20 protein-coding genes and 1 pseudogene are annotated in these 21,244 nt (G+C 71.1%); 10 read left to right on the top strand and 11 right to left on the bottom strand.

Features of this window, described 5'->3' with window-relative positions; all coding sequences use genetic code 11:
* Positions 1-22: 22 nt before the first annotated feature.
* From H030_RS37270 to H030_RS0115990, 6 genes are read left to right on the top strand one after another with little or no spacing between them, the layout of a single operon-like run.
* A complete protein-coding gene (locus H030_RS37270; protein ID WP_051222875.1) occupies positions 23-1,600 on the top strand; it encodes a trypsin-like serine protease in 1,578 nt (525 codons plus the stop codon).
* 15 nt (positions 1,601-1,615) lie between these two features.
* A complete protein-coding gene (locus tag H030_RS0116010; RefSeq protein WP_027006847.1) occupies positions 1,616-3,271 on the top strand; it encodes a serine protease in 1,656 nt (551 codons plus the stop codon).
* Positions 3,272-3,295: 24 nt separating this feature from the next.
* Entirely contained in the window at positions 3,296-4,345 is a 1,050-nt protein-coding gene (locus H030_RS0116005) for an HpcH/HpaI aldolase/citrate lyase family protein (protein ID WP_027006846.1), read from the top strand.
* 57 nt (positions 4,346-4,402) lie between these two features.
* A complete protein-coding gene (locus H030_RS0116000) occupies positions 4,403-5,614 on the top strand; it encodes an ATP-grasp domain-containing protein (RefSeq protein ID WP_081690851.1) in 1,212 nt (403 codons plus the stop codon).
* Positions 5,615-6,538, top strand: coding sequence for a succinate--CoA ligase subunit alpha (locus H030_RS0115995; RefSeq protein ID WP_027006844.1), 924 nt, complete (start codon positions 5,615-5,617; stop codon positions 6,536-6,538). It begins immediately after the preceding gene.
* Entirely contained in the window at positions 6,535-6,777 is a 243-nt protein-coding gene (locus H030_RS0115990) for a hypothetical protein (protein WP_027006843.1), read from the top strand. Before H030_RS0115995 ends, H030_RS0115990 begins: the two co-directional genes overlap by 4 nt.
* 259 nt (positions 6,778-7,036) lie before the next feature.
* Here the strand turns inward: H030_RS0115990 and H030_RS0115985 are convergent, their stop codons facing one another.
* From H030_RS0115985 to H030_RS32715, 4 genes and pseudogenes are all read right to left on the bottom strand, one after another.
* Positions 7,037-7,495 (bottom strand): DUF4411 family protein, encoded by a 459-nt coding sequence (locus tag H030_RS0115985; protein WP_027006842.1) that lies wholly within the window; start codon positions 7,493-7,495, stop codon positions 7,037-7,039.
* A 6-nt stretch (positions 7,496-7,501) separates the two neighbouring features.
* Positions 7,502-8,269: an ImmA/IrrE family metallo-endopeptidase gene (locus H030_RS0115980; RefSeq protein ID WP_231398453.1), complete on the bottom strand. Its 768-nt coding sequence runs from the start codon at positions 8,267-8,269 to the stop codon at positions 7,502-7,504.
* Between the two features lie 207 nt (positions 8,270-8,476).
* Positions 8,477-8,665, bottom strand: a pseudogene (locus H030_RS40690) (helix-turn-helix domain-containing protein); the annotation flags it as partial.
* A 98-nt stretch (positions 8,666-8,763) separates the two neighbouring features.
* Complete coding sequence (locus H030_RS32715) at positions 8,764-9,129, bottom strand: hypothetical protein (protein WP_051222871.1); 366 nt, start codon at positions 9,127-9,129, stop codon at positions 8,764-8,766.
* A gap of 78 nt (positions 9,130-9,207) precedes the next feature.
* Between H030_RS32715 and H030_RS0115970 the strand changes: the two genes are divergently transcribed.
* The gene (locus H030_RS0115970; protein WP_027006840.1) at positions 9,208-9,582 is read left to right on the top strand and encodes a VOC family protein; all 375 of its coding nucleotides are present in this window, start codon (positions 9,208-9,210) and stop codon (positions 9,580-9,582) included.
* 6 nt (positions 9,583-9,588) lie between these two features.
* Here the strand turns inward: H030_RS0115970 and H030_RS0115965 are convergent, their stop codons facing one another.
* Positions 9,589-10,332 carry a glutathione S-transferase N-terminal domain-containing protein gene (locus H030_RS0115965; RefSeq protein ID WP_035127825.1) on the bottom strand — a complete coding sequence of 248 codons (744 nt, stop codon included), beginning with the start codon at positions 10,330-10,332 and terminating at the stop codon, positions 9,589-9,591.
* Positions 10,333-10,365: 33 nt separating this feature from the next.
* On the opposite strand from H030_RS0115965, the gene H030_RS32710 reads away from it, so the two are divergent.
* Positions 10,366-11,184: an Fpg/Nei family DNA glycosylase gene (locus tag H030_RS32710; protein ID WP_051222869.1), complete on the top strand. Its 819-nt coding sequence runs from the start codon at positions 10,366-10,368 to the stop codon at positions 11,182-11,184.
* A 226-nt stretch (positions 11,185-11,410) separates the two neighbouring features.
* On the opposite strand, the gene H030_RS0115955 is transcribed toward H030_RS32710, so the two are convergent.
* From H030_RS0115955 to H030_RS37265, 5 genes are all read right to left on the bottom strand, one after another.
* Entirely contained in the window at positions 11,411-12,217 is an 807-nt protein-coding gene (locus H030_RS0115955) for an SDR family NAD(P)-dependent oxidoreductase (protein WP_035127820.1), read from the bottom strand.
* 11 nt (positions 12,218-12,228) lie between these two features.
* Positions 12,229-12,795: a peptidoglycan recognition family protein gene (locus H030_RS0115950; protein ID WP_081690850.1), complete on the bottom strand. Its 567-nt coding sequence runs from the start codon at positions 12,793-12,795 to the stop codon at positions 12,229-12,231.
* A 27-nt stretch (positions 12,796-12,822) separates the two neighbouring features.
* On the bottom strand, positions 12,823-14,457 hold the full coding sequence (locus H030_RS0115945; protein ID WP_027006836.1) for an urease subunit alpha: 1,635 nt from the start codon (positions 14,455-14,457) through the stop codon (positions 12,823-12,825).
* On the bottom strand, positions 14,450-15,115 hold the full coding sequence (gene ureA, locus H030_RS0115940) for an urease subunit gamma (RefSeq protein ID WP_027006835.1): 666 nt from the start codon (positions 15,113-15,115) through the stop codon (positions 14,450-14,452). The genes H030_RS0115945 and ureA overlap by 8 nt, the downstream gene beginning before the upstream one ends.
* Before the next feature lie 72 nt (positions 15,116-15,187).
* Positions 15,188-16,015: a cobalamin B12-binding domain-containing protein gene (locus tag H030_RS37265; RefSeq protein ID WP_196809149.1), complete on the bottom strand. Its 828-nt coding sequence runs from the start codon at positions 16,013-16,015 to the stop codon at positions 15,188-15,190.
* A 34-nt stretch (positions 16,016-16,049) separates the two neighbouring features.
* Here H030_RS37265 and H030_RS0115930 point away from each other — a divergent pair, with 34 nt between their 5' ends.
* Positions 16,050-17,069, top strand: coding sequence for an agmatine deiminase family protein (locus tag H030_RS0115930; protein WP_027006834.1), 1,020 nt, complete (start codon positions 16,050-16,052; stop codon positions 17,067-17,069).
* Between the two features lie 7 nt (positions 17,070-17,076).
* On the opposite strand, the gene H030_RS0115925 is transcribed toward H030_RS0115930, so the two are convergent.
* Positions 17,077-17,448 carry a hypothetical protein gene (locus tag H030_RS0115925; protein ID WP_155892079.1) on the bottom strand — a complete coding sequence of 124 codons (372 nt, stop codon included), beginning with the start codon at positions 17,446-17,448 and terminating at the stop codon, positions 17,077-17,079.
* 166 nt (positions 17,449-17,614) lie between these two features.
* On the opposite strand from H030_RS0115925, the gene H030_RS0115920 reads away from it, so the two are divergent.
* Positions 17,615-21,199, top strand: a complete 3,585-nt coding sequence (locus H030_RS0115920; protein WP_027006832.1) for a hypothetical protein — start codon at positions 17,615-17,617, stop codon at positions 21,197-21,199.
* Positions 21,200-21,244 lie beyond the last annotated feature (45 nt).

Below are 21,244 nucleotides of genomic sequence, written 5' to 3'. Positions count from 1 at the left end.
AACGGCAGACTCGCGGTGGTCCATGCGCCGTCTCCTGCCCGCCGTCCTGGCCGCCTGCGCGCTGCTCGCGCCCGCGTCCGCCCTCGCCTCCGGAACGCCGCAGCCGCGGATCGTCGGGGGCCACACCGCCGCGCCTGCATCCTGGCCGGCGCTGGTCGCGCTCGAGGACAAGACGCGACCGACGTATCCGGGCACGCCGCCGGACTACCCCAACTGGGACCAGCAGATCTGCGGTGGCACGCTGGTCACGCCGCAGTGGGTGCTCACCGCCGCGCACTGCATCACCGACGAGAGCACCGGCGCGAAGGAGCCGGCCGCGAACTACGCGGTCCTGTACGGGACGCAGTCGCTGCAGTCCGGTGGCACGCGGGTCGACGTGACCGAGATCGATCGCGAGCCGTTCTACAACTCGAACACGAAGTACTTCGACGTCGCACTGCTGAAGCTGGCGACGCCGGTCCCGAACGCCACCGTCCTGCCGGTCGCGGGCCATGAGGCCCAAAGCCTGTGGAACATGGCCGGCGCGACCGCGCAGATCGCGGGCTGGGGCAACACCCACCAGGTCGACCCCGACCACGACGACCCGTCGCCGAACTACCCGTACGACCTGCAGGAGACGACGGTCCCGCTGGTCTCCGACACCGACTGCGCCGACGTCTACGACCCGTTCAACGCACAGGCGATGCTGTGCGCGGGCAAGCTGGACACGGGCGGCGTCGACACGTGCCAGGGCGACAGCGGCGGGCCGCTGACCGTGATCGACGGCCAGGGCCACCAGGTCCTGGCGGGCGACACGAGCTTCGGCGGCGGCTGCGCGTGGCCGGGAGTCCCGGGCGTCTATGGGGAGATCGCGGGCATGCGGGACTTCATCGACGCGACGATCGGCTGGACCGAGAGCGCGACGACGAACGTGCCGTCGCTGACGCTCAGCGGCCCGGCCGACGCGCCGAGGACGGTGACGCTGACGAGCACCGGGACCGCGCCGCTGTCGGTCTCCGGCGCCGGGGTGGGCAGCGTCGGGCCGGAGGGCGGGAGGGTCTACGTCACGACGAACACGACCTGCACCAACGTCGTGCTGACGCAGGGGCAGTCGTGCTCGATCGACGTGCAGACCACCGGGCCCAGCGCCGGGCCCGCGTCCCTGGTGTTCTCCGACGACCATGCGCCGGGGGGCACGTCGGTGCCGCTGAGCATCGTGCCGCCGCAGCCGGCGGCGCCGACCATCCCGGCGACAACGCCGACCGTCGCGACCGAGACGCCACAGCAGCAACCGAGCCCGAGGAGGCCCGTCGCGGCCCTCCCGAAGGTCAGGCTCGACGCGCTCTCCGGGCACCGCGTGAAGGTCACCGCCACGAGCGCGGGCACGGTCAGGCTGACGTTCACGCGCGAGGTCCGGCACGGCAGGAGGACGGTCAGGCAGACGCTCGCCACCGCCACCGTCAAGTTCACCAACAAGGGCAGCAAGACCATCACCTTGAAGCTGACCGCCGCCGGTCGCGCCGCGTTGGCGCACGGGAGGCACGTCAGGGCCGCGACGGTGATCGAGGTCAAGGTCGCCGGAGCGGGCAGCGGCAGGACCGGTTCCCTGACCCTTCGATGAGTTGACGCGGCGGGCATGAGCCGCCACAGTCCGGCGCGCGTGCGTCGCGCGACTTCCTTCATCGGTGCGGCGCTTGCGCTGATCGCTCTCGCCCTGCCCGGGGCGGCGGGCGCGGCAGGCGCGCAGCCGCGCGTCGCCGGCGGCAGGACCGCGGCCGACGGCAGCTGGCCGTGGGTCGTGGCGATCGAGGACACTCGCATCGCGGGCGAGGACGCGCCGGACCGCAAGCAGCAGGTCTGCGGCGGCGCGCTGATCGCGCCGCAGTGGGTCCTGACCGCCGAGCACTGCGTGCCGGGCGTCACGCCCGGTGACCTGAAGGTCGTCGTCGGCAGCCACCGGCTGGACGGCAGCGGCACGCGCGTCGCCGTGACCGAGATCGACCGCAACCCGGACTTCAGCTGGTCGACGTTCGTCAACGACAACACCTTGGTCAAGCTGGCCGCGCCCCAGGCGCGGCCGGTGCTGGCGGTCGCCTCGCCGGCGCTGGGCGGGCTGTGGGCCGGCGGGCGCACCGGGCAGGTCGCCGGCTGGGGCACGACGGCCAGGAGCGACTCGAACGCGACGCCGCCCGCGTCGAGCTTCCCGGTCGACCTCCAGGAGGCGACGCTCCCGATCCTCGACGACGCCACGTGCGCGAGGGCCTACGGGTCGTTCAGCGCGCCGGTGAACCTCTGCGCCGGGAACGTGGACCACTCGTTCTGCCAGAACGACAGCGGCGGGCCGCTGGTCGTCGCCGATGCCGCGGGGCATCCGGTCGAGGCGGGCAGCGTCAGCTACATCACCGGCTGCGCGTCGTCCGGCTACCCCGGCGTCTTCAGCGAGATCGCGGGCGAGCGGGCGTTCGTCGACCGCACGATCGGCTGGACGACGGCCGCGTCGCTCGACGCGAGCGCGGTGTCGTTCGAGGGCGCCGGCGCGTCGCACACGACGACGCTGACGAGCACCGGCAGCGCGCCGCTGTCGGTCGGCGCGGCACGGCTGACGGGCACGGGCAGGAGCGCCTTCGCGCTCACCCGCGACGGCTGCTCCCAGGTCGTCCTGCTGGCCGGCCAGTCCTGCTCGGTCGACGTCACCGCGAGGTCCGGCACCGCGTCGACCGCGACGCTCGCGCTGGACGGCGACGGCGCGGCGGGGACCAAGATGGTGGCGTTGACGATCGAGCCGCCGCCGGATCCGCCGACCACGAGCGTGCCGCCGACCACCAGCGTGCCGCCCACCACCGAGGTCCCGCCGACCACCGACGTGCCGCCGACGACGGACGTCCCTCCCACCACCACCGAGCCCGCGGCGACTGCGGCGCCCCCGCCGACCACGCTCCTCGCGGTCCTCCCGCCCGCCCCGGCGCCGCCGGTCAGCGGCCAGACGTCGTCCACCCGCGCGCCGCGGGCCGTCGCCCCCACTCTCCGGCTCACCGCCCTGGCTCACCACCGCCTGACGCTGCGCTCCTCCGGCGCGGGGACGGTCACGGTCACGATCCAGCGCGGTGGGCGGACGCTCGCCCGCGCCACGGCGCGCTTCCGGACCGCCGGGACCAAGACCATCAGCTTGACGCTCACCCGCGCCGGCCGCAGGGCGCTGGCCGGCGGGCACCGCGTCGCGGCGACAGTCGCCCTGACCGCCCGCGACGGCGCCGCGCGGGCGACCACGCGGCGGCGCGTGACGCTTCGTTGACTCGCGAGTCAATATCTTTCGCCCATGCGCAGTCCACGTGACTTCTTCCAGCCCCTCGCCGTCGGCGCTCCGGAGCCGCTCCGCGAGGTCCCGTTCCCGCCGTCGCGGATGATCCACTTCTTCGACGCGAGCAACGAGAAGATGGTGGCCAAGCTGCCCGACACGATCGCCAAGGCGGACATCGTGCTCGGCAACCTCGAGGACGCGGTCCCGGTCGACCGCAAGGAGGCTGCGCGCGACGGCCTCGTCAAGGTCGGCAAGACCATCGACATGGGCGAGACGCAGCTGTGGACGCGCGTCAACTCGCTGGAGTCGCCGTGGGTCCTCGACGACCTGACGACGCTCGTCACCGAGATCGGCGACAAGCTCGACGTGATCATGGTCCCGAAGGTCGAGGGCCCGTGGGACATCCACTACGTCGACCGCCTGCTGGCCCAGCTCGAGGCGCGCGCGAAGATCTCGCGGCCGATCCTCGTGCACGCGATCCTGGAGACCGCGCAGGGCGTCGCGCACCTCGAGGAGATCGCGCAGGCCTCGCCGCGCATGCAGGGCATGTCCTTCGGCCCCGCCGACCTCGCCGCGTCGCGCCGCATGAAGACGACGCGCGTCGGCGGCGGGCACCCCGGCTACGTGTCGATCTCCGACATCGACCAGGCCAACCCCGACGCGCCGCGCGTGACCGCGCAGCAGGACCCGTGGCACTACTCGATCGCGCGCATGGTCGACGCCTGCACCTCGAACGGGATCCTGCCGTTCTATGGCCCGTTCGGCGACATCAAGGACACGGTCGCCTGCGAGGCGCAGTTCCGCTCGGCGTTCCTGCTCGGCTGTGTCGGCGCGTGGTCGCTGCACCCGGTGCAGATCGACATCGCCAAGAAGGTCTTCTCGCCGGATCCGGACGAGGTCAAGTTCGCCAGGAAGGTGATCGAGGCCATCCCGGACGGTCGTGGCGTGCACATGATCGACGGCAAGATGCAGGACGACGCGACTTGGAAGCAGTGCAAGGTCATGGTCGACCTCGCGGAGCAGCTCGCTTCCAAGGACCCCGAACTGGCCGAGGCCTACGGCTTCTAAGCCGTATAGGCTCCCGCGCCGTTTTCTCACCCTCCCCCTGACCGGAGGCACCAACCCTTGAGATTCTTCGAATATGAGGCCCGCGCGATCGTGAAGCGCGCCGGGATCCCCGTCACCGACTACGGCTTCACGACCGACGCGCAGGAGGCGAAGGAGATCGCCGCGCGCATCGGCGGCAGCACCGTGATCAAGTCGCAGGTGCTGTCCGGCGGCCGCATGAAGGCCGGCGGCGTGAAGTTCGCCGACACCCCGGAGGAGGCCGAGGCCCACGCCCGGGACATCCTCCAGCTGGAGATCAACGGGCACATGCCGCGAGGCATCCTCGTCGATCCGAAGGCCGAGTTCGAGCAGGAGTACTACGCCGGCGTCGTCTGGGACGGCACGCGCAAGCAGCCGGTGATGATCTTCTCGCCCGTCGGCGGCATCGACATCGAGCAGGTCGCCGAGGAGCAGCCCGACAAGGTCGGGCGTCGTCACTTCTCGAACATCCTGCCCTTCGGCGACTTCGAGGCGAAGGAGGTCATCGCCTCCACCGGCGTGACCGGCTCCGCCCTGAACAAGCTCGTCCCGATCCTGACGAAGCTCGCGAAGCTGTTCGTCGAGAACGACATGACGCTGGCGGAGATCAACCCGCTGGCGCGCATGGCCGACGGGTCGTTCGTCGCTCTCGATGCCCACATGGACATGGAGAACGAGGCCCGCGGGCGCCACAAGGCCCTGTTGAAGGACCTGGGCGTCGGCGACGACGAGACGCGTGAGGCGCGCGAGCCCACGGAGTTCGAGCTGGCCGGCGAGGCCGTCGACTCCCAGGACCACCGCGGCGTGGCGGGCAACGTCACCGAGTTCGACGGGAACTTGGGGTTGGTGATCGGTGCCGGTGGCGGATCGCTGACGCTGTTCGACGCGGTCCGCAAGTACGGCGGCGACCCCGCCAACTACTGCGAGATCGGCGGCAACCCGTCGGTCGCCAAGGCCAAGGGCCTCGCCAAGTTGGTGTTGACGAAGCCGGGCGTCGACAAGATCGCCGTGATGATGTCGATCGTGTCCAACACGCGCGTGGACATCGTCGCCCGCGGCGTGATCGCCGCGTGCCTGGAGCTCGGGATGGACCCGAGCGAGAAGATCGCGATCTTCCGGATCCCGGGCGCGTGGGAGGAAGAGGGCTTCAAGATCCTCGAGAAGTACGGCGTCGAGTACGCGGACCGCTCGGTCTCGCTGCACGAGGCCGCGTCGCGTGCCGTCGCCAAGATCCAGGGAGCTACTGCGTAGATGTCGATCTTGGTTGATGCGGACACGACGTTCATCGTCCAGGGCATCACGGGCCGCGAGGCCGTGAACCTGACGCGCGAGTGCCTCGACTACGGCACGGGCGCCAAGGTCGTCGGCGGCGTGACGCCGGGCCGCCTGGGCCGCGAGGTCCACGGGGTCCCGGTGTTCGACACGGTCGCCCAGGCGGTCGCCCACCACGGGTCGCCGATCGACGGCTCGGTCGTCACGGTCCCGCCGGCGTTCACCAAGGACGCCGTCTTCGAGGCGATCGAGAACGGCATCAAGATCATCGTGATCGTCACGGAGCGGATCCCGCGCCGTGACGTCGCGCAGATGGTCGAGCTGGCCAACCTGCGCGGCGCGCGGATCATCGGCCCGAACTGCCTCGGGATCATCGTCCCCGACGTCATCAAGATGGGCGGCATCGGCGGTCCCGCCAAGGACGCGGCCAAGTCCTACAAGAAGGGCTCGATCGGCGTGATCTCGCGCTCCGGCGGCATGACGACCGAGATGTCGTCGACGCTGTCCGCCGCGGGCCTCGGGATCTCCACCGCCGTCTCGATCGGCGGCGACGCGATCATCGGCTCCACGTACGCGGAGCTGATGCCGCTGTTCGAGGCCGACGAGGAGACCGAGGGCATCGTCATCTACACCGAGCCGGGCGGCCGCATGGAGGCCGAGCTGGCGCGGTGGGTGACCGAGAACAACTCGCGCCTGCCGATCGTGGCGTTCATGGCCGGCCGGTTCATGGACGAGATGCCGGGCATGTCCTTCGGGCACGCGGGCACGATCGTGGAGGGCAAGGAGGACACGGCGACCGAGAAGATCGCCCGTCTCGCCGAGGCCGGGATCACGGTCGCAGAGGAGATCTCCGAGATCCCGGAGATCATGAAGCGCAAGCTGGCCGAGAGGAGCGCAGCATGAGAGTCGACGGAACGTTCATCGGGATCGAGGTCGACGACGCGATCGTCGGGGACGCGGCGGTCGCCGCCAAGCTCCGCGAGGTCTGCCCCGTCGACATCTACGGCGACGCCGACGGCACCGTCCAGATCGTCGAGGGCAACGTCGACGAGTGCGTCCTCTGCAGGCTCTGCATCGACGCGACCTCGCCGGAACAGGTGAGGGTGCTGAAGTTGTACGACAACGAGGCCTCGCTGGCCTAGTTGGTGTGACAGGGGCGGCCTCCGGGCCGCCCCTTCTCGTTCCGCTAGTAGTTGCCGGCGATCCTGTCCCAGGCGCGGCGGAGCTTGGCGGTCAGCGGTCAGCGGTGAGTCGGAGTCCTCGGCGCCGTGGCTGGTGATCGTGCCGGGGTTGGCCGAGGGTTCGGGCGCCTACGCCCGGCTTCTCTCTGCAGAAGCGGGTGGTCGCAGAGGTATCGCTCACGATCCTCCTCCCGAACACCGGCTGATGCAGCTCAGCTGGCTAGAACGACAGCCTCTGGGACCGGATGAACTCCAAGGTGTTCATGCACTTGATCTCCATCTCGGCACACACGAACGGGATCTTTGGACGCCTCTCAGACCCACCGCGCTCTTCGGTCACCACCGTGTGCCCGCGAACCACGGCAAGTGCGATGACGAAGGGGTCCGCCCGGTTTCGGTCCGCAAGCTCGCCGACGAGACGAGGAAAGTCCTTCAAGATCGCGGTGGTCGCTTCCATCTGCGCGTGGTCGAGGGGCACGAACAACTTCGGCCGCGCTTCCGCCCAAGCGTGCAGCTCGTCTTCCTTGGCGCCAAGCTCCACGAGCACCTCGTCGGGGCAAATGATCTCTTCTGCCTCGATCAGTTCGTCGAGCGCGTCCCACAGCCCAGGGAACACGTCGGGCGGATAGTTCCGCACCCACGCGCCGACGAGGAAGCTCGTGTCAAGACAGAACGGCACGGAGACCTAATTGGTCAGGGCTTCGCGCTCGATGTTCGGGAGGTGCTTGAGGCGAACGCCGAGGTAGTCGGACACGTCCGACACGTTGATGCGATCGCCGTGGTATGCCTCTAGGACAAGCCTCACGTACGCCTTGCCGAGGTCCCGCACACGCACACGGTGGAACGGTGCATATCCGTCGTCCTCTGCGCGCTTCTTCATGTAGGCCTCGCGATATTCGACGCGCTTGTGCATGTAGAAGTCCCATGATCCAGCCCCGAGCGTGAGGAGCCGCCGGACGACCGCCTCTCGACTCACGGAGTACTCCGCCGCGAGGTGAGCGATGACGTGCTCCGGGACCTCGGGGGCTCCGAGCACAGACCTGACCGCCGAGTCGACAACGAAGACATCGGATGGCATGAGGATCGCCGCGGCCACTTCGTTGCAGAAACGCTCGACATGATCGTCCGTGCCGTCGCCGTGATCATGGAGGTCACACACTCCTGCCGCGTTGAGAAGAAGATGTGCCCACTCGTGAAGTGCGGTGAAAATGCGTCCACGCGGCGCATCGGCACCGTTCAGCACCACGACTGGGATCACGGGATCGGAAATCGAGAACCCGCGCATCTCGTCGGTCTCGATCCCGCTCGTCTGGAGAACCAGGACGCCCACCGCTTCGAGCGCAGCTGTCCAACCGGCGAGTGCCCTGTACTGATCGCGCCAGGAGAATTGTTCTCCGATCGGCACGCCGAGAATCGCGCGAGCCTCTTTCGCGAAGCGCTCGGCGTCCGTCATGTCAGCGTGCACAACCGGAAGTCTGGGCGCGGGCTCACCGAGGAGCACCCGCAATTCCGACACAGCCTGCTGCTGGCGTTCTGCGCGGCGCAGAGCCAGTCGTAGGTTCGGAGACCATCCCTTCGGACCCGCACCCGGCACGCGCCGATAGTCGTGCAGCGGTAGAAACCCGTGAGGCGGCTCCGACAAGAAGAAGACCGCAAGCGGCCGCTTGTATATCTTGGCGAGCGTACGGAGTTGAGCGACCGTCGGCGACGCCTCCCCGTCTTCCCACGACTGCACGCGCTCAAGAGTCACCGCAGCCCTGTGCGCGGCTTCATCGATCGAAAGTCCGATGCTCTCGCGGGCCCAAGTGAGTAAGGCGGGCGCGACGGTTGCGGGTGGAGTGCGGGCCATACGTGAGAGTCCGTCAGAGTACGGGACCGATCAGAAGTCTCCTCCCTGCGCCTCCGATTCGGTTCGGCGCGGCACCCCGCGCGCCACGGCGCTCGATGTCAGTAGTTGCCGGCGATCCTGTCCCAGGCGCGGCGCAGCTTGGCGGTCAGCGGTGAGTCGGAGTCCTCGGCGCCGTGGCTGGTGATCGTGCCGGGGTTGGCCGAGGGTTCGGGCAGCGTGGCGACGTCGGCGGCCGGGATCGTGAGCACGACCGCCTGCTCGAAGAACTCCGCGACCTGGGGCGCGTCCACGAAGCGGTGGCCGCCGGGGCCGGTCCTGACGTCGATGACGATGCCGTCGAAGATCGCGGTCTGCTCGTCGGCGAGGACGTGCTTGAGCGCGCCGACGCGCTCGCCGTCGGCGCTGATGACGTCGATGCCGGACGCGGCCTGCAGGAACGAGGAGGGTTCGCCGTAGCTGCTCACGGTCCGGGGTCTGCCCGCGGACGGCGTGGCCCTAACAGTCCACCGATGAGTCCGGGCGGCGTGCAGAGTCCTAGGTGCATGTTCAAGGACACCAAGGCGTTCAGCGGCTTCTCCGTTCCCGATGTCGAGGCGGCCCAGAGGTTCTACGGCGACCAGCTCGGGATCGAGACGAGGGTCGACAACGGGATCCTGACGCTCCTGCTCGAGGGTGGCAGGCGACCGACGATCGCGTACCCGAAGCCCGGCCACGTCCCGGCGGACTTCACGATCCTCAACTTCCCGGTCGACGACGTCGGCGCGGCCGTGAGGGAACTCACGCAGCGCGGCGTGACCTTCGAGCGCTACGACGGCATGCCCCAGGACGACGACGGCGTCATGCGCGGCCACGGCCCCGACATCGCCTGGTTCAAGGACCCGGGCGGCAACGTCCTGTCGGTGATCAAGCCCGACTGAGCCCGGCTAGTCGCGCGCGACCGCGAAGCGCTCCTGCGCGAACATGCGCAGGGCGTGGCGGCCGGCGGGCGACTCGCGGTGCTCCTCGACGACCGGGATCATCCCGGGTGGGAGCGAGGCGATCGAGGGGAGGCGAACGCCGTACTCGGGCGGCGCGATCAGCGGCGCTGACAGCGACGCGAACGTCAGGTCGGCGATCGAGAAGGCGTTGCCGGCGAGGTACGGGCGGCCATCGGCGAGCAGCGCGTCGACGTCCGCGTAGACGGAGCGGAACGTTCGTTCTGCGTCTCCCGCCGTGTCGTCGTTGATCGTCAGGATCTGCGCGATCGCGAAGGCCAGCGCCCTGTTGGCGTAGTGGAACCCGAAGCGCTGCCAGCCGGGGACGCCGTCGGTCATCGGCTGCTCGGTCAGCTGCGGGTGGTCGAACATCATGTAGTAGACCCACAGCCGCGTCGCGGGACCGAGGCGCGTGTCGAAGTCCGCGGCGAGCGCGCACGACTCCTCGCAGAACCGCACGTCCGCCCCGTGCGCCGTGGCCCACGCCACGATCTCCGACGACTCCGGGATCACGCTGCCGTCGTCCAGCACCATCACCGGCGCGGTCAGCCCGCCGCCCGCGTGCCGGACCGCCGCGCGATGCAGCCCGGGCAGGTGGCGCTTCTCGACGTACTCGACGCCCGCCCGGTCCAGCCCCCAGCGCGCCTTCTCGCAGTAGTGGCTGATCGGGATCGTCACGAGGGTCGGGGTCATGCCACACGGGATCATCTCCTACTCTGCGACCCGATGCCGGAGCTTCCCGAGGTCGAGTCCGCCCGCGCGCTGATCGCAGCCCACGGCCTGAACCGCAAGATCGCCGAGGTCGACGACCACGACACCTACGTGTCGCGCCCCCACGCCCCGGGCGACATCGACGTCGCGCTGCGTGGCCACACGTTCACCGAGGCTCACCGCCGCGGCAAGTCGATGTGGCTGACGACCGACGACGGCCCGACGCTGGGCCTGCACCTCGGCATGGCCGGCCGGATCGTCATCGACGACAGCGCCGCCGGCGACTACTGGCGCGACGGCGGCGCCAAGCACCTCCCGGTCTGGGACCGCTTCACCGTGCACTTCACCGACGGCGGCTTCCTGACCCTGCGCGACAAGCGCCGCCTCGGCCGCGCCGTCCTGGACCCGGACCTCTCGAGGCTCGGCCCGGACGCGGCGGAGATCGGCAAGCAGGAGTTCCGGGACCGCGTCGGCCACGGCGAGGCGCCGCTGAAGGCGCGGATCATGGACCAGTCGGTGATCGCCGGCGTCGGGAACCTGCTCGCCGACGAGGCGCTCTGGCGCGCCGAGCTGGACCCGCGGCGCGCGGCCGGCGGGCTGTCCGACGACGAACTGGACCGCCTGCGGCGCGACATCCGCGCGGCCACCCGCCGGGCGATCAGGCTCGGCGGCGTCCACACCGGTGACGTCATCCCCCACCGCACCCGCGACGGCCACTGCCCGCGCTGCGGCGCCCCGATGTCGCGCGCGACGATCGGCGGCCGGACCACCTACTGGTGCTCCAACGAGCAGGACCAGCTCGGCGAGCACGCCGCACCGATCGCGCTGCGCTGAGCGGTGCGCTAGCCGCACTGGCAGCGGGTCTGCGTGACTTTTCGCCGCCTGCGTCGTTCTAGCCGGAGGTGGCGGTCACAAAATCGATGCTTCCCGCCACCTGTCTTGGGCGGGCCGCGACGTGGCCCCTCCGGAGGACGTGTGGCGGCGGGCCGTGGGAACCCCCGTCTTGCTGATCCGGAGGGGCCGCGTGGCGGCCCGCGCCCGCGCCGGACCGCCCGCGCGATCAGGCCGGGTAGAAGCGCTTCATCAGCGGCAGCAGGATCGCGCGCGGCGTGTGGCGCCCGGCGACCCCGACCGCCCGGATCGCCAGCCCCGGCGCGACGACGCGCTTGTTGCGCTCCAGGCCCTCGATCGCCTGCCTGGCGCACTCGGCGCTGGAGACGCGCGCGAACGACGGGACCGCGTCGAACGCGTCCTCGAGGCCAGCGCGCTGCGCGAACTCGGTCTCGACCGGGCCGGGGCACAGCGCGGTGACCGCGACGCCGAGGTGCGAGAGCTCGGTGTGCAGCGCCTCGGCGAAGCTGAGCGCGAAGGCCTTCGAGGCGCCGTAGGTCGCCTGGCCCGGGATCGGCTGCATCGCCGCCGAGGAGGCGACGACCAGGATCGCGCCCGCGCGCTTCTGCGCGAACCTCGGCGCGTAGGCGCCCGAGAGCGCGACGACGGTCTCGCAGTTCAACCGCACCATGTCGGTCTCCGCGCGCGTATCGAGGTCGACGAACTGCCCCGCCGAGCCGTAGCCGGCGTTGTTGATGAGGATGCTCACCTCGACGCCGAGCGCGTCGATCCGCTCCGGCAGCGCGCGGACCGCGTCCGGGTCGACGAGGTCGGCGGCGAGCGCTTCGGCCCGGACCCCGTGGGCCTCGCGCAGCTCGGCGGCCAGCGCCTCCAGGCGGTCGGCGCGGCGGGCGACGAGCACGACGCCGTGGCCCCTCGACGCCAGCTCCCGCGCGAGGTCGGCGCCGATCCCCGACGAGGCGCCGGTGACCAGGGCGACGGTGTTGTCGGTGGGCTGCGGCAGCGTGGCGCTCATGCCGCGCGACGCTACAGGTCCGCGCGGTAGCGCACCATGAAGCGATGCGGCCAGTCGCCGTGCGTCTGGGTGCGCAGCCGCGCGACGTCCTCGTGGTGATACGGACTGTTGAGCGACTCGTTGTGCCCGATCACGTTCCTGGTGGCGATGTGGAACCTGCTCTGCAGCCACCGCGTCAGCCGCAGCGACGCGCGCAGCATCCTCCGGTTGCCGAGCACGCCGTCCTCGGAGAAGCCCACGTGCTCGATCCCGATCGCCGTGTAGTTGAGGCCCACCGTGTGCCGGCAGATCCACTTCAGCGACACCAGCTGGTGGATCGTCCCGCTCTGATCGATCACGAAGTGCGAGCACGTCGCCGGCAGCTCGTGCAGCTCCGGATCCGCGACATCCGGCGCGAACGTGTTGAACGTCGCCCGGAACGACGAGTTCTCCGTCATGTGCTCCACGATCACCCTCGGCGCGACCAACCGCGCCCGCTGCAACCCGTAATGCCGGACGGCATACGCCCGCGTCTCAGCAACCCGCTGCGGCCCGAACGGGATCGGGTCATGGACGATCGGCGGCATGGCAACGGCCATGCGGCGCGAGTCTACGGAGCGCTGCGCCTACCCGAGGAGGTAGCGCCAGCTCAGCGAGACCTCTTCGATCGGCTCGATGCCGATCCGCTCGCCGTCGACCGACACCCACGACCCGTCCGGTGCGACGTCCACGTCGGCCCGGACGTCGTTGCGCACCATGTCGGCCGCGGTGACGTCGCGGCAGCCGCGGACGATCGAGCGGCGCCGCTCGGTCGGCAGCTCGGTGTCCTGCGCCGCGGCGCTCGTGAACGCCAGCGACAGCCGCGCCGCGGCACGCCCGTGCGCGCCGACCTGGCGCTGGACGACCACCGGCTCGCAGAGCGCGGTCGTCGCGTCGGCGTCGCCGGACGCGCCCCACGCCGCGATCCCCATCTTCACGACCAGCTCCGGCCGGATCCCGAAGTTCTGCGGCAGCCAGAACACGCAGTCGGCCACGCGGCCCTCGGTCAGCGCGCCGACGTCGTGCGACAGCCCATGCGTGATCGCCGGGTTGATCGTCACCTTCGCGACGTGGCGCAGCACGCGCTCGTTGTCCCCCAGACCGCCGTAGCCGGCAGAGCCCCGCGCCCGCTTCATCACGTCCGCGTTCTGGATCGCGCGCCGGAACACCTCGCCCGCGCGCCCCATGCCCTGGGAGTCGCTCGACAGCATGTGCACGATCCCGAGGTCGTGCAGGACGCCCTCGGCGGCCATCGTCGCCGGCCGCACACGGGCGCGCGCCGCGGCGCGGTCGCCGTGCACGACACCAGGTTGTAGGACATGCACGGCGGCGACCATCGCCTCGTGCTCGGCCGCCGTGTCGACGCCGAACGGGACCGTTGGGGACGTCGAAGAGGTCAGGATCCGCTCGCGGCCCGCGAGCTTCAGCAGGTCCGGCGCGTGCCCGCCGCCGGCGCCCTCGATGTGGAAGCAGTGCACCGACCGCCCGGCGAACGCCCGGAACGTGCCCTCGACGTCGAGCACCTCGTTGAGCCCGTCGGTGTGGATCGCCAGCTGGACGTCGTGCGCGTCGCACACCCGCAGCGCCGTGTCGATCTGCCGCGGCCCGGCGCTGACGTCCTCGTGGATCTTCAGCGCCGCGCCGCCCGCGCGCAGCCCGTCCTCCACCCGCTCCATCCGCGACGACGACCCGCGCACGAACAGCCCTGCGTTGATCGGCGCGTCCTCGAGCGCGGCCCACGTCGCCTGCAGCCCGGCCTCCGGGTTCGTGCCCAGGTTCCAGATCGGCCCGTAGTCCTGCGAGACCATCGTCGTGATCCCGCCGGCCAGCAGCGCGTCGGTCACCTGCGGCGACAGCCAGTGCACGTGCGTGTCGATCCCGCCCGGCGTGACGATCATGCCGGTCGCGTCGAGGACGGCGGTGCCGACGTCCAGGACCACGTCGATCCCGTCCATCGTGTCCGGGTTGCCGGCGCGGCCGATCGAGACGATCCGCCCGTCGGTGATGCCCAGCGACGCGTAGCGCACGCCCAGGATCGGGTCGACGATCAGCCCGCCGGTGATCGCGATCTCCACGCCGCCGCGTTCCGCCCGGACCCCGAGCCCGTCGCGCATCGTGTTGCCGAACCCCGGGACCAGCTGGTCCGGGCCGTGGACGTCGTCGCGCTCGGCGACGAGCTCCAGCGACGTGTCGCCGAGCCGGACGGGCTGTGCGTCAGACACCGCGGTACCCCTTCTCGCGCGCGGCGCTCAACGCGGCCTCGCGCACGTCAGCATCGTCCAGCGCCCCGTCGACCAGCTCGCCGTGCCCGCGCACGACGCGCGCGCCGCCGATCGGGACCAGCGCGACCTCGCGCGTCTCGCCGGGGGCGAAGAAGATCTTGGTCCGCGCCGGGACCGCCAGGCGCAGCCCCCACGCCGCGGCGCGGTCGAAGTTCAACATGGGGTTGGTCTCGAAGAAGTGCATGTGGCTGGTGACGCCGATCAGGACGGCGCTCTCGTTGGTCACCGCAACGCGCGCGGTCGCCGTGTCGAGCCACGGCGCGTCCGGCTCGCCCTCGGGCTCGTCCCCCGGCGGCGGGCCCAGCGGGTCCTCGACCACGATGAGATGACGCCCGTCCCGGAACACCGCCTCGACCTCGATCCGCGGGACCAGCGGCCGGACGCCGTCGAGCACGTCGTCCTCGCCGAGCAAGCTGTAGGCCTTCTCGACGACGTCCGCGTAGCGCAGGCCGTCCCGGGCCAGCTCGCAGATGCCGTCGGCGATGACCGCCGTGGCCTCCGCCTGGTTGAGCCGCAACCCCCGCGCCTGCCGCTTGCGCGCCAGCTCCGCGGCGAGGAACAGCAGCAGCCGGTCCTGCTCCTGAGGCAACAAACGCATCCCGCAGAACCCTACGCCGACCACGCCCCGCCGCGAAGGCACACCCGCCCGCGCGCGGCGCGCCGCCGCGGATCACCCCACAGGCGGGAAGCGCTCGTGCAGCTGCGCCAGGAAGTCCTTCAGGTCGGACGTGACGACGTCCGCGCCCCAGGCGCGTGCGAGGTCGACCGCCGGCCCGCGGTAGAGGCCGCCGCCGACGGCCAGCAGCGGGCGCGGCCGCACCTGGCGCAGGAGGCCGATCGCCTCCTCGGCGCCCGGCAGCCGCCCGACGGTCGCGGTCGAGAGCGCGACGACGTCCGGGCACTCGGCGCTCACGAGCCTCGCGAGGTCGCCGGCGGGCGCGCCGGCGCCCAGAGCGATCACCTCCCACCCCGCGCGCTCCAGCAGGTCGGCGACCATCCGCGGGCCGATGGAGTGCAGCTCGTCCGGCGACCCGCCGACGACCGCCAGGCGCCCGCGCGTCGGCGCGACGCGCCGCTCCGGCGCCAGCGTGTTGAGGATCTGCGCGGTCTCCTCGGTCGCGTAGTGCTCGTCGGCGACCGTCACCTGCTCCAGCGCCCAGAGCTCGCCGATCTCGCCCATCGCCGGGGCCAGGACCGACTCATACAGGTCGATCATCCTGACGCCGCGCGCGACGAGGTCGTCGACGACCGCCCGCGCCCGCACCGGGTCGCGGTCCAACAGCGCGCGGCGGTAGGCGACGCACGCGCCGTGCAGCTCCTCCTGCGCGATCGGCTCGGGGACCGCGCGCAGCCGCCGCTCGCCCGCATCGCCGTGCAGCGCGCGATCGACCGCCATGTTCACGAAGTCCGACAGCTCGCCGCCCTCGCGGGCCAGCCGCGTCTCCAAGGCCTCCAACAAGCCGCTTTGGAACCTGACCGGGCGGACTTCTGTCCCCATGGTCGGAACCCTAGCTGGCATCCTCCGAAACTCCATGACGACGCCCGCCGCCGAAGGTCTGACGATGCCGCCCGAGTGGACGCGCCACGAGCGCACGCTGATGGCGTGGCCCTGCCGCCGCGAGCTGTGGGGCGGCCAGCTCGGCGCCGCGAAGGCGGAGTCCGCGGGCGTGGCGAACGCGATCGCCGCGTTCGAGCCGGTCACGATGGTCGTCCGCGACGCCGCCGACCACGCCGAGGCGCGCGCCGCGCTGGACGGCAACGTCGAGGTCGTCCTGCGGCCGGTCGACGACTCGTGGCTGCGCGACTCCGGGCCGATCTTCGTCGTCGACCACATCGAGGAGCCGTCGCGCCGCGTCGGCGTGCACTTCGGGTTCAACTCGTGGGGCGACAAGTTCGAGGGCTATGAGAACGACCAGGCGATCGGGCGATTCCTGAGCGAGCACGTCGGCAGCGACGTCGTGCGCGCGCCGCTGATCCTGGAGGGCGGGTCGATCGGGGTCGACGGGACCGGTTTCCTGATCACCACCGAGGAGTGCCTGCTGAACCCGAACCGCAACCCGTCGATGGACCGCGGCGAGATCGAGCAGCACCTCAAGGACTACCTCGGCGTGACCAAGGTGGTGTGGTTGGAGAAGGGCCTGGTCGAGGACAAGGACACCGACGGCCACGTCGACCTGATCGCCGCGTTCACCAAGCCCGGGACCGTCCTGCTGCAGCGCGCGGCCGCCGACAACCCCAACCACGACAACATGGCCCGCAACCGCGAGATCGCCGTGGCCGCGGGGCTGGAGGTCATCGATTTCGACCCGCTCGCCTACGCGGAGGTCGAGGGCGAGGAGATCGTCGCCTCCTACATGAACTTCTACATCGGCGAGAAGTTCGTGATCGTCCCCGTCGCGGGCCAGCCCGACCTCGACGCCGAGGCCCTCGACGCGATCGGCCGCGCCTACGGCCCCTCGAAGGAGGTCATCGGCGTCCCCGGCGTCATCCATGCCTTCGGCGGCGGCGGCCCCCACTGCATCACCCAGCAGGTCCCGGCGCTCGCCGACTGAGCAACGCCTACTTGTGTGCGCGGCGCAGGCGGTCGCGCTCCTGCTGCTTGCCGACCACCTTGGCGATCAGCTGCAGGTACTGCTGGACGCCGGTCGCCCTGGCGCGGCCTTCGCGGAAGGCCTGCTCCCAGTCGTCGACCTTCGCGCCGTGCTCGACCATCAGGTTGAAGAAGTCGCGGCGCAGCTCGACCCGGATCTTGGCGTCGGCGCCGATGTCCTTGGTGACCTTCACCTCCGGCAGCTCCAGCCGGAACTGCTGGGTGTCACCCCGGCCGTGGAGGTCGATCCCGACGACGAGCGTCATCGGCTTCAGCGCCGGGACCTCTTCGAGCACGCCCTTCGCGGCGGCCTGGATCAACATCGGTGCATCGCTGCTCATGTAGCCCTGACGTTATCGCCCGGCGCGATGGCGCACGTGCGTCGCGCGATCGGCGCGCCGCCGCTGCACGCTCCGCCGGACTCCTCGCCGCCGGGGTACGGAAGCTTGCGTAGCGGGGTGAAGAAGCCCACCCGCCGCGAGAACCCACCGGCATACGCTCGCGCGCATGCCGCGCGCCGCCCTCCTCGCCCTGGCCCTGCTGCTCGCCACGCTCGCCGCGTCCCTCCCGGCGGCGGCCCAGGCCGACTACCGCGAGTTCGGCCGCCCCTACAGCTACGTCGACGTCCAAGGGGTCAACAGCGCCGGGATCGTCGTGGCGCGGGGCTCCACGGACATCAACAACCCCAACAACACGATCGTGCCGTTCACCTGGAACGGGTCCGACGACACGCAGTTGCCCGGCTCGCCGGACGACGCCATCACGTCGGTCGCCTACGACATCAACGACCAGGGCCGGGTCGTCGGCGGCAGCGTCTACGACTCCGTCAGGGACTGCGCGTACGTCCAGCCGACGATCTTCCGCGGGCTGGTCTGGTCGGGCAGCGGGGTCATGACCCAGCTCGGCGGCCTGCCGCACTCGGGCGAGACCGACAACTGCACGTGGACCGAGGGCACGGTGCCGCTGACGCTCAACAACGCCGGCACCATCCTCGGCACCTCCGAGGGCAGGGCCGTCACCGCCGCGGCCGGGTCGCCGACCGTGACCCCGTTGCCCGCCGGCTGCCCGTCCGGGTCGCAGTCGGGCGCGACCGGGCCGATGGCGATCAGCGACGCCGGCACGGTCGTGCTCGGGTGCGCCGCCAACGCCCGGACGATCTCCTCGTCCGGCGTCGTGACCGACCTGCCGCAGGGCTTCTACCCCGTCATGCACGCGATCACCCCGTCGGGCACGGTCCTGGGCCGGATGTCGACGCCGGCCGTCAACAACCTGCCGGCCAAGGTCGACGGCGCCGGCGCGGTCACAGTCCTGCAGCCGCTGGCGGGCTCCACCGGCGCCACCGGCGAGGCGATCGCCGACGACGGCACGGTCGTCGGCGAGTCGAGCGGCCCGAGCGGCTTCCGCGCCACGCTCTGGCACCCCGACGGCACCGCGATCGACCTCAACACGCTCGCGCAGAACCCCACCGGCCCGCTGGTCTCGGCCACCGACATCTCGCCCGACGGCGCCTACATCATCGGCCGCGTGACCGCGGGCGGCGGGCAGACCGACGCGCCCGTCTACCGGCTCGGCGCGGGCAGCGACACGCTCGACGTCGACATCGCCGCCGCCACGCCCGACGGCCGCGCGCTCGACAGCGGCGGCCTGACCGAGCAGGAGGCCTTCGACGTCCACGTCACGCTCAAGAACACCAGCTCGACCGAGACGATCAAGGACCTCAACTACGCGGGCGGCGGCGCGCCGCTGACGATCGACGCGCGCTCGATCGCCCGCATCGGGACCCTCTCCGCCCCCGGCGGCGCCCCGCCCACCAGCCTCGCGCCGGGCGAGACCAGGACCTTCGACTACCGCCTGACCGCGGGCACCGACGGCGTCGCCGCGGCGATCGTCAAGGTCACCGGCAGGACCGCCGGCGGCACGCCGCAGGAGGCCAAGGGCTCGCTGAAGATCACCGTCACGCAGGCCGGCCGCCTCAACGCCGCGCTGGCCCAGTACGCCCGCCTGCACGGCGTCGACTCGATGATGCTCGGCATGGCGCGCAAGCTCTACCAGGGCTGGGACAGGACCGGCCTCAAGCTCCAGGCGGCGCTGCGCAGGGTGCTCAGCCCCGCCGAGCGCAAGCGCTGGTTCGGCACCGCGAGCAAGAACGTCGTCGACCAGCTCGACGTCGCGCGCGCCCTGCTGCTCGGCCGCTCCCCCAACGCAACCGCCGCGCAGCTGCCCAACAAGGGCTTCGGCGGCTACACCGCCGAGGAGCTCAACGACGAGTACAACAGGGCCTTCAAGGCCGAGCTCGGCAAGGGCGTGGCGAGGTACGTCAAGAGGTGGAGCGACCTCGGCGACGGCGCCAGGACGCAGCTCCGGACGGCCTGGGGCGAGAGCGCGCTCGCGGCCAACTACATCATGAACAGCGCCTCGCAGGACCAGCGCGAGGAGGCCGAGGCGATGGTCCTGGCCTTCTCCGACGGCGTCGTGCAGGACACGACCTCCTACGCCAACTGGACCAGGAACGAGGTCAGCAACCTGCTCAACGACGGCGCCTCGCTGATCACCGCGTTCGACCAGGTCGACAAGGGCGCCGACGACCTCGTCGACGACATGACCGTCCCGTTCGTCAAGCGCGCCGAAGCCCGCGACAGGGTCGCGCAGTTGGCCGACGACCAGCCGATCAAGTTCATGCGCGAGTCGGCCAAGCTCGACGCGGCCGACACGACCACCGCAGGCGAGGCGGTCGCCGACACGCTGATCGGCGGCGCCGCGACCAAGGTGGTGACCTCGGGCGGCAGGGTCGTCCAGCTCGCCAGGAAGGGCGCCGCGCTGATCAACATGGCCAAGGCGACCGAGGTCATCGACGAGTCCGGCAGGCTCGCCAAGGGCGTCCGGGCCGTCAAGGGCACCAAGAACGCGCTCGGCGTCGGCCTGTCGGGCGAGGAGGCCGCGGGGCTGCTGCAGGACGGCGAGGCCGCGATGAAGGACCTGGACGGCGCGACGCTCGTGCAGTCCTCCGACCACGGCAACGTGTACAGGTTGCCCAACGTCGGCGGTGTGCCCGAGGTGACCCTCGACGCCAAGGCCCAGATCCTCAAGGGCGTCGAGGACGACTACGCCAGGACGTTCGGCAGGCCGATCGAGCTGGCCGAGGTGCTCAAGCCCTCGACCGAGCTGCGCAAGCCCGGCGCGGTCGCCAAGCTCGAGCTGACCGGCCAGAAGACCGGCAAGGCCGCGATGGTCGACGCCGGCATGCCCGCCGACGCGCTCGGCGAGGCCGTGTACTGGAAGCCGAAGGTCAGGCCGCAGGAGATCCCGGGCTTCAGGAACCTGTCCAAGGAGCGCCAGGCCGCCGCGATCAAGGAGTATGAGAACGCGGTCAAGGCCGTGGACGAGTGGAACGACCCCAAGTTGGGGTCCAAGACCGCCAAGCTGCAGAGGGTCATCGGCAGGGAGGGCACCGTCGCCCTCGACGACAGGCCGTGGCCGGGCGGGCTGCAGCGCTTCGTCAACGCGGAGTTCGAGCTGGTCAAGGTGCCCGGCAGGTACGCCGACGCCTACCTGATCCGCGTCAAGAGGTACGAGATCGTCGTCAAGGACACGCTGCGAGGCGGCAGGGTCGTCAACACCAAGACGGTGGTCAACTCGTCCAAGGCGCTGGCCCAGGGCGTCGACGCCGACGCGGTCGCCGTGATGAAGGTCGTCGGCCGCGACGGCGCGGGCAAGCCGATCCTGGCGTCGCTCGACGCGTCGGAGCGCTCGTTCGCGATGAGCCGCTACGTCGACCGCAACGTCAAGGCGCGCGCGTCCGGGCTCGTCACCGACCTCGCCGAGCACGGCGCGACGCTCGTCATGGACGACGCCGACGCGGCCCACGCCGGGTTCCTGCTGCCGAAGTTCGGCGTGCCGTTCATGCCCGACGAGGTCGGGATCCCGTTCCTGCAGCGGATCGCGAAGTTCGTCGCACCGCCGGGCGTGACGCCGAACGAGATGTTCCAGAAGATGCTCGCCGCGGTGAAGGCCGAAGGCGGCTTCGGCCAGCACGCGGTGATCCTCACGAGGGACACGCGGTACCTCGGAGAGGTACCGGTGTCCCAGTGGTAGCCGCGGGTTTCGCCCCCTGGGCGAAACCCGCAATCCAACCTCGCC

The sequence above is a fragment of the Conexibacter woesei Iso977N genome (assembly GCF_000424625.1).
Classification (GTDB): Bacteria; Actinomycetota; Thermoleophilia; order Solirubrobacterales; family Solirubrobacteraceae; genus Baekduia; species Baekduia woesei_A.
Note: the sequence above shows the minus strand (reverse complement) of the source record. Positions and strands in the feature narration are given on the sequence as shown.